Source organism: uncultured Campylobacter sp. (genome assembly GCF_938018145.1).
Taxonomy (GTDB): Bacteria; Campylobacterota; Campylobacteria; order Campylobacterales; family Campylobacteraceae; genus Campylobacter_A.
The window spans coordinates 1-8,135 of sequence record NZ_CALIII010000305.1 but is presented as its reverse complement, the minus strand read 5'-3'; the positions used below and the strand labels follow the sequence as shown (position 1 = coordinate 8,135).

The 8,135-nt window shown below is 46.6% G+C and carries 7 protein-coding genes; 3 read left to right on the top strand and 4 right to left on the bottom strand.

The features are described 5' to 3' along the window. Positions 1 to 242: 242 nt before the first annotated feature. The 4 genes from Q0338_RS07225 to Q0338_RS07210 all read right to left on the bottom strand — a co-directional run bounded on the left by Q0338_RS07225 (position 243) and on the right by Q0338_RS07210 (position 3,291). Entirely contained in the window at positions 243 to 1,415 is a 1,173-nt protein-coding gene (locus Q0338_RS07225; RefSeq protein ID WP_298086165.1) for a HAMP domain-containing sensor histidine kinase, read from the bottom strand. Then, a complete protein-coding gene (locus Q0338_RS07220) occupies positions 1,408 to 2,070 on the bottom strand; it encodes a response regulator transcription factor (RefSeq protein WP_298086164.1) in 663 nt (220 codons plus the stop codon). The genes Q0338_RS07225 and Q0338_RS07220 overlap by 8 nt, the downstream gene beginning before the upstream one ends. Continuing rightward, positions 2,070 to 2,315 (bottom strand): hypothetical protein, encoded by a 246-nt coding sequence (locus Q0338_RS07215; RefSeq protein WP_002944746.1) that lies wholly within the window; start codon positions 2,313 to 2,315, stop codon positions 2,070 to 2,072. Before Q0338_RS07215 ends, Q0338_RS07220 begins: the two co-directional genes overlap by 1 nt. 64 nt (positions 2,316 to 2,379) lie before the next feature. Beyond that, a complete protein-coding gene (locus Q0338_RS07210; RefSeq protein WP_298086163.1) occupies positions 2,380 to 3,291 on the bottom strand; it encodes an AEC family transporter in 912 nt (303 codons plus the stop codon). 145 nt (positions 3,292 to 3,436) lie between these two features. On the opposite strand from Q0338_RS07210, the gene Q0338_RS07205 reads away from it, so the two are divergent. Genes Q0338_RS07205 through Q0338_RS07195 form a run of 3 tightly spaced genes read left to right on the top strand, consistent with a single transcriptional unit; the run spans position 3,437 to position 7,946 of the window. Further along, positions 3,437 to 4,648 carry an efflux RND transporter periplasmic adaptor subunit gene (locus Q0338_RS07205; protein ID WP_298086162.1) on the top strand — a complete coding sequence of 404 codons (1,212 nt, stop codon included), beginning with the start codon at positions 3,437 to 3,439 and terminating at the stop codon, positions 4,646 to 4,648. Between the two features lie 18 nt (positions 4,649 to 4,666). Then, positions 4,667 to 6,595: a MacB family efflux pump subunit gene (locus Q0338_RS07200; protein ID WP_298086166.1), complete on the top strand. Its 1,929-nt coding sequence runs from the start codon at positions 4,667 to 4,669 to the stop codon at positions 6,593 to 6,595. Between the two features lies 1 nt (position 6,596). After that, positions 6,597 to 7,946, top strand: a complete 1,350-nt coding sequence (locus Q0338_RS07195; RefSeq protein ID WP_298086161.1) for a TolC family protein — start codon at positions 6,597 to 6,599, stop codon at positions 7,944 to 7,946. Positions 7,947 to 8,135: the final 189 nt, after the last annotated feature.

Sequence of the window (8,135 nt, the reverse complement as noted above, 5' to 3'; positions counted from 1 at the left end):
GCAGCGCCGAGCTGGCGGCCGTTTGCGCCGTGCTAGGCAGGCTACCCAGCGTCTCTGAATACATGAGTATCGTACCCCAAAAGCTTGCGGGCAAAGAGGCACAAATTTATCGGTATCTAAATTTTAACGAGATAGAAAATTTTAAAATTTAGCAAATTTTGCGGATAAAGTGGAGCTGTTTTGCGGCCAGCTTTTTCGCAAATTTTATCTAGCAAGACGTGCGCGCTTTAAACCCGTCAAATTTAACTAATCCACCTAAGTGTAAAGGTTGTTTCTTTACCCGGCTCACTTTCGCAGGTTACGGATATGGCGTTGTTTTCGCAGGCTCTTTTGACTAAATTTAGCCCGATACCAAATCCGCCTTGGTCTTCGTTAAACCGCGTGTATCGCTCGAAAATTTTATCTTGCTGCTCTTTGCTTAACCCCTCGCCGCTATTTGAGATTTTTAGCTCGCCGTCTTGCAAACTAACCGCGACGTAGCCGCCTTGGTTTGCGTATTTTACGGCGTTGCTTAGTAGGTTATCCACCGCACGTTTTAGCTCATAGCCGTTTGCGTTTATGAGAGCGTCTTTTAAATTTAGCCTTAAATCAAGCCCTCGTTTAGCAAAAAACGGAGCAAAAAATTCGAGTCGCTCGTTTAAAATATCTTTCAAATTTAGCTCTTCTTTTGGTGCGCAGCGCTCGGCACCAAAGGATAAATACGTGAGGTCCTCATAGGTACGGCTTAGCGTTTTGGCGGCGGTTTGGATGTTGTTTAGGCGCTTTAGATTTCTCTGGCTTAGGCTACTTTTATCTGCCGTTTCGATGCTCATAAGTATGACGCTAAGGGGCGCGTTTATCTCGTGAGTAGAGTCTTTTATAAAGCGATTTAGCGCGGCGATCTTGGCGTGTAGCGGCGCTAGCGCGGTCTTTGCTAGATAAAAGGCGATTATCATGATAACGCCTAAAACGATAAGCAAATTTAGCGCCGTACGCAGTCGCAGCAAATTTAGCTCGCTCGTGACGTCCTTGCCGCTTAGCGCGATCTTTGCCGTGGCTAGCTCGTCCGCGCCGCCTTCGTCCATATTTTGCAGCGCCTCAAATATCGTTACCTTGCCGTCTGCTGCGACCGGGCTACTCTGTGCGTCGTCAAATTTAGCGCAGCCCGCCTCGCCGTATAAAATTTGACCGCTTTTAGCTACGATGCAGGCTTTGACGTCTTTTTCGGCGGTAAAGCTTTTTACCGCGCCAAGCCCGTCCATACGCGCTTTCATATAGATACCCATCTTGATCTCTTTTAGGTTTTTGACCTCGTTTGAGATGAGGGCTTCTTTTTTCATTTTATAGTCGTTCGTAAAAAAATACCCCAAAAATAGGGCGCTAGTGATGAGATAAAGCGAGAGGATTTTAGCTATAACGGCGGAGCGCTCAGACATAGATATAGCCGTCGCCGCGCCTGTTTACGATCGCGTCCTTGCCTAAAATTCGGCGTAAATTTTTAACGTAAACCCGCAGGCTTAGCTCACTAGGCTCCTCGCCGTAGTTCCAAATTTTCTCAAATATCGCCTCTTTGCTCAGCAGCGCGTTTTTATTTTCCAAAAATAGCGCCAAAAGCTCGCTTTCTTTGTTTGAGAGGTTTACGATTTGCCCGTTTTGCCGGAGCGTTTTGGAGCTTGGATAAAATTTATATCCGCCGCTAAGCGTGATAAATTCGTCATTTACGTGAGAAAATTTGCGCTTGAGTAAAATTTGAATACGAAGCAAAAGCTCTTTTAGCTCGTAGGGCTTTTTTAGGTAGTCGTCGCAGCCGCTTTTGTAGCCGATCTCTAGGTCTTGCAGCGCGTTTAGCGAGGTGGTAAAGATAGCGGGCGCGTCGTTACCAAGCCGCCTAAGTTCGCGCAAAAGGGAGAAACCGTCGCCTTTAGGCAGCTTGACGTCGAGGATGAGGATATCAAAATTTCGCTCGTAGGCGGTATCTAGAGCTGCTTTAGCATCGGCGCGAACGGTCACGTCGTAGCCTTGTTCGCTTAGATACTCGCTGATGAGTTCGCTTAGCGTCTCATCGTCCTCTACGAGCAAAATTTGCGTCATTACATCTTATCCTTTTTCATGTCTTTCATATCGTCTTTCTTTTTACCCATATCGTCTTTCATCTCTTTCATGTCGCCCTTCATTTCGTCCTTTTTTATCATCATATCGTCTTTTTTCTCCATCATGGCGTCCTTCTTTTCCATCATGGTATCTTTTTTCTCCATCATATCGCCTTTCATCTCGGCGGCAAAGATAGAACCTGTAACGAACAACGCGCTAAGCGCAACTAAAGCTAACTTTTTCATAGCATCTCCTTTAGGAAAATTTATGATGGAAGTTTAGCCAAGAAACGTGAAACGAGCGTGAAATTTAAGCCATCAAGCTAAAAACGTACGATAAAAGCGGCAGGCTAACGAAGCTAAACGCCACTCCTACGGCCACGGCGGCGACTGCTAGCTGGCTATCAAGCTCTGCTTTCATGATCATCGCGCTTGCTAGCACCATCGGCGGCATGGCGCACTGCAGGATGCCTATCATCCAAATTTGACCGAAATTTACGCCAAAAACTATCGTGACTAATATAAAAATAAAAGGCGCTAGCAGCATCTTGCCCGCGATTACCACTGCGGTTGATTTGTAGCAGCTCTTGATACTGCGAAATCCAAGTCCGATACCGATCGCAAAAAGCGCGACAGGAACGACGCTTTGCGCAAAAAGCGTAAGCGCGTCAAATAGCACCTTTGGAAGCGGAACGCCGCGAAGCAAAAAGCCCAAAATAAGCGCGACGAAAGGGGGAAATTTGATCACTTTCATCACGTTTTGCACGAGCGAAACCTTTGCCGGAGCGCCGAAAGCTAAGATAAAAGGGCCAAAAATGCTAATCGGGATCGAGGTGGCTAGCTGATCGTAAAAGATAACTTCATTCATCGCGTCCTCGCCGAAAAAGCCCTTAATGATAGGCATGCCCATAAATACGGTGTTTCCAAACATTCCTAGCAGTACGGCGCTCACGGTCGTGGCTTTGTTAAATTTTAAAAATTTGCACGCGAAAAATATCGCCGCAGCGCCCAGCATCGAACAGGCAAAACCCGTGGCGATGACGTTGATGAGCGTGGTGTCGATGTTTACGTGGTAAATTTTATCGAATATCAGCGCCGGAAGAGCGAAGCAAAGCGCGTAGTTTATGAATACGGAGGCGTTTTTTTGCTCAAAGACTTTAAATTTTTTCGCCCCGTAGCCCGAAGCGATAATGATAAAAATAGATAATAATTGCGTAAACATTTGCGTAATCCGAGTTATAAATTTTAAAAAACCGATTATACGGCGGCTCGCATTAAAGAAAAATAAAATTTAATTGAATTACTTAACATCGCCTTAACGCATTTTTGTATATAATCTCGCGTTAAATTTAAAAAAGCGAGAAATAATGAAAAAATTTATCAAATTTATCGCGGTTTTAGCTGTGCTGGCTGGGGTCGGTTACTATTTTTACGATAAAAATTTTAACGTCCCGCAAGGCGATCAGTTTATCACCTCAAAAGCCGTTCGCGGCGAGCTCGTAAAAAGTATCGAAAGTAACGGCGAGATCTACGCTACCGAGCTAATCGACGTTGGCGCGCAAGTCGGCGGCCAGATCAAAAAACTATACGTCAAACTAGGCGACGTCGTAAAAGCCGGCGATATGATAGCAGAAATCGACTCCGCAACTCAGCAAAATAACGTAGATACCAAAAAAGCCCAGCTTGGTATTTACGAAGCGAAGTTAAATTCGGCCAAAGTCGCGCTTGAGATTTCAAAGACCAAATTTAAGCGCGAGCAAGAGCTTTTTGCTAAAAACGCGACCTCAAAAGAGGAGTTTGAAAACGCCAAAAATACCCTAGCAGCAAACGAAGCCTCGCTAAAAGAGATCGAAGCGCAAATCGTGCAGGCTAAAATCTCTCTAAACACCGCTCAAATCGACCTTGGCTACACTAAAATCACTGCTCCAAAAGGCGGCGTAGTGGTCTCCGTGCAGGTTGAGGAGGGTCAAACCGTAAACTCAAACCAAACTACGCCCACCATCGTAAATATCGCCGATCTAAGCAAAGTGCTGCTAAAAATGGAGATCGCCGAGGGCGACATCACAAAGATAAAAGTAGGCTCAAGGGTCGAGTACTCGATACTCTCCGAGCCGAATCGTAAATTTCACGCCCATATTAGCTCTATCGACCCGGGCCTAACCACGCTAAGCAACGGCAAATACACCACGACTACAAGCTCGGGCTCGACCGCCTCAAGCTCGAGTAGTTCGGCGATCTACTACTACGCCAAAGCTATCGTAGATAACCCGGACGGCACGCTAAGGATCGGCATGACCACGCAAAATACCATCATCCTAGATAGCGCTAAAGACGCCGTCATCGTGCCCTCGATCGCTATCAAAAAAGAGGACGGCAAAAGCGTAGTTTACGTACTAAAAAAAGGTAAAGACGGGCTAGATACGGCCGAGCGAAGAGAGGTACAAACAGGACTAATCGATAGCCTAAAAACTCAAATTTTAAGCGGAGTAGAAGAAGGCGAGGAAGTCGTGACGAAGCGAAATTCGGCGGCTGAAATCAGCGAAATGTTTGAAAAAGAGAAAAGAAAAATGAAGTTCTAAGGCTAAGTCTTGAAAAATTTGATAGAACTTAAAAATTTAAGCAAGAAATTTAAACTCGGCGATAACGTGTTTGACGCGCTAAAAGACGTAAATTTAACCATAAAAAAGGGCGAGTTTATCGCTATCATCGGGCAGAGCGGATCGGGTAAATCCACACTCATGAACATCCTTGGCTGCCTAGATAATCCAAGCGGCGGGCAGTATCTGCTGGAGGACGCCGACATATCTAAATTTGAAGGCGACGAGCTAGCGCGTTTACGCAGAGAAAAATTCGGCTTTATCTTTCAGCGCTATAACCTGCTATCTACGCTAACTACGCTGCAAAACGTAGCTTTGCCTAGCGTATATGCGGGCGTTTCTAAAAAAGAGCGCGAGAAAAAGGCCGGCGAGCTTTTAGAAGGGCTCGGGCTTGGCGAAAAGCTGCAAAATTTGCCCAATAAACTTAGCGGCGGACAGCAGCAGCGAGTCTCGATCGCTAGGGCGCTCATCAACGGCGGCGAGATCATCCTGGCAGACGAGCCGACGGGTGCGCTAGATAGCAAAAGCGGCCTCATGGTGATGGAAATTTTAACGAATTTACACAAGCAAGGCCACACCATCATCATCGTCACGCACGACCCAAATATCGCCGCATACGCAAACCGCGTCATCGAGATAAAAGACGGTAAAATTTTGAGCGATACGGTAAAAAGCGAGGAAATTTTCGCCTCCGAAAAACCGGCGCCAAAGCAAAAAAATATCTTTAGCTTTTACAAAGATCAGTTTATCGAGAGCTTTAAAATGTCGATAAACGCGATCCTTAGCCACAAACTTCGCTCGGCGCTAACGATGCTTGGCATCATCATCGGCATCACATCGGTTATCTGCGTAGTAGCACTTGGGCAGGGCTCGCAGGAGCAGATCCTCTCCGATATCCGCGGTATCGGCACAAACACGATCGATATCCTAAACGGCAAGGGTTTTGGCGATATGCGCTCGGAGCGGGTGAAAAATTTGACCGTTAGCGACGCAACTATGCTATCTAAGCAAGACTATCTAGATAGCGTCACGCCAAACGCCTCCGCTAGCGGTACGCTCACCTACGGCAATAAATCAGCCTCGGCTACGATTAAAGGCGGTAGCGAGGAGAGCCTAAACGTGATGGGCTACAAGGTCGAGGCCGGACGGGTGTTTACCGCCCAAGAGGTCGCAGAGTCGGCGTCCGTGATCGTGATAGATCAGCCAACTAGGGAGCAGTTTTTTAAAAACGAGGATCCGCTGGGTAAAACGGTGCTTTTTAACAAACGCCCCTTTAAAATCATCGGCGTAGTAGCTAAAAACGACAATATGTTTGCAGACTCCAGCACTCTGCGCACGTTTTCTACATATACCGCCGTCATAAACAAACTAACCGGCGATAGGCACCTGTCATCTATCACGGTTAAGGTAAAAGATAACGTAAACGCGCAAATAGCAGAGCAGAGTTTAACGGAAATTTTAACCGCCAAGCACGGTAAAAAGGACTTTTTTACCAGAAACTCCGATACTATCAAAAAAACGATCGAGGAAACGACAAAGACCATGACGCTACTGATCTCTTGTATCGCCTTTATCTCGCTGCTAGTGGGCGGTATCGGCGTGATGAACATCATGCTAGTTTCCGTAACCGAGCGCACCAAAGAGATCGGCATCAGGATGGCGATCGGCGCGCGTCAGGGAAATATCCTAGAGCAGTTTTTGATCGAGGCTGTGCTGCTGTGTCTCATCGGCGGATTAATCGGCGTCGGATCGGCCTTTGGTATCGGCTATCTAGCGGAAAATTTCGCGCCCGATATAAAGATGATATTTTCGCAGACCTCTATCGTGGTCGCGCTCGTCGTTTCTAGCGCGATAGGCGTGATATTTGGCTACATGCCCGCTCGCAGCGCCTCAAAGCTAAATCCGATCGACGCTCTTTCAAGGGAATAAAATGAAAAAAATCTCCATAATCCTAGCCGCCTTTTTGCTCGGCGGCTGCGCGGTAACGCAGATAAACGAAAACTACGAGCAAATTTTGCTAAAAGAGGACGCAAATTTGACGGCGAATTTTAGGCTGGAACGCGAGTGGTGGCGAGGCTATAACGAGCCTAGGCTAAACGAGCTAATCGGCCTCGCGCTAAAAAATAATATAGATCTGGCAAAATCAGCCATCGCCGTAAATAAAGCCCTAGCTCAAGCAGGCGTCTTGCAGGCTGATCTCGTGCCTAGCTTTAACGCAAATTTGGGCGCGGAAGCGGGTAAAAATATAAAAATGGGCGGTAGCTGGAACGAGAGCTACAAAAGCGGTATCTCGCTAAGCTACGAGATCGATCTGTGGCGCAAGCTCGCAAACTCCGCAGACGCCGCCATGTGGGAGGCAAATGCGACGAAATACGACCTGCAGGCCGCCAGACTCGCGCTTATTAACTCAGTTGCGGACGCGTATTTTGAAGCGAAATATCAAAAAGAGAGCATAAATCTATACGAAAAGACGCTAAAAAACTACGAAGAGCTAGAATCTATCGTAAAGGCTAAATTTGAGCTTGGCAAAGAAGAAGAGCTAAGCCTAAAACAGGTAAAAAGCTCTGTAATCTCGGCTAAAAATAGAATTTTAAACGCGGCCAAGAGTCTTGACGCGGCGGAAAAAACGCTAAGAAACCTGCTAAACGTTAGGCCCGAGTTTGAGTTAAATTTGAGCGGAAATTTGAGCGATATCTCGCCTCAGGGCGTAAATTTAAACGTGCCGCTTTACGTTATCGGCGCGCGTCCCGATTTGCAAGCCGCGGTCTCGCGTATCAAAGAGGCGCTTTTAGGGGTTAAAGTTAGCGAAAAGAACTTCTACCCAAGCATCACGGTAGGCGCGGGTCTTAGCGGTAGCGGAGATAGCGCGAGCGAGGGGCTTAAGCTAAATTTCTTAAGCGGAAATATCGCGATAAATTTGCCGTTTTTAAACTACTCTAAGCTTAAATCAAAGCTAAAAATCTCCGAGCTAGAGTTTGAGACGATGAAGCTAAACTACGCGCAGACGCTAACGACCGCGCTAAACGAGATCGACGCGAGCTATAAAAATCTGCAAAAAGACGAGGCGGTTTTGCGAAATTTAAACGAAAATTTGCGAAATCTAAGCTCTATCAGCGACATATACAAGCTCAAATACGACTACGGCAAAACCGAGCTAAAAAACTATCTGGAGGCGCAAAATTCGCTGCTTGAAGGCAGGACCAGCCTGCTAGCTCAAAAATATAAAATTTTGCAAGACGAAATCGGTATCTATAAAGCGACGGCTGGAAAAGCGGAGTAAATTTGACTATGCCGCGCGCCTGATTTGCGTTTTTGGTTTGGGTGCGTTAAATTTGCGCTAAATTTGACGGTAGGCTAAATTTAGCTAGCCGCAAATGACCTTACAAATTTACTCGCGCCGTTTGCCTAGAAAATAAAACAGTCCCGCTAGCGTCGCAAAAAGAGCAAGCATAGACCCGGCGACGATAGC

Coding starts and splice junctions, on each gene's coding strand:
- Q0338_RS07225 (WP_298086165.1), bottom strand. CDS start 1,415: ATGTCTGAGCGCTCCGCCGTTATAGCTAAAATCCTCTCGCTTTATCTC.
- Q0338_RS07220 (WP_298086164.1), bottom strand. CDS start 2,070: ATGACGCAAATTTTGCTCGTAGAGGACGATGAGACGCTAAGCGAACTC.
- Q0338_RS07215 (WP_002944746.1), bottom strand. CDS start 2,315: ATGAAAAAGTTAGCTTTAGTTGCGCTTAGCGCGTTGTTCGTTACAGGT.
- Q0338_RS07210 (WP_298086163.1), bottom strand. CDS start 3,291: ATGTTTACGCAATTATTATCTATTTTTATCATTATCGCTTCGGGCTAC.
- Q0338_RS07205 (WP_298086162.1), top strand. CDS start 3,437: ATGAAAAAATTTATCAAATTTATCGCGGTTTTAGCTGTGCTGGCTGGG.
- Q0338_RS07195 (WP_298086161.1), top strand. CDS start 6,597: ATGAAAAAAATCTCCATAATCCTAGCCGCCTTTTTGCTCGGCGGCTGC.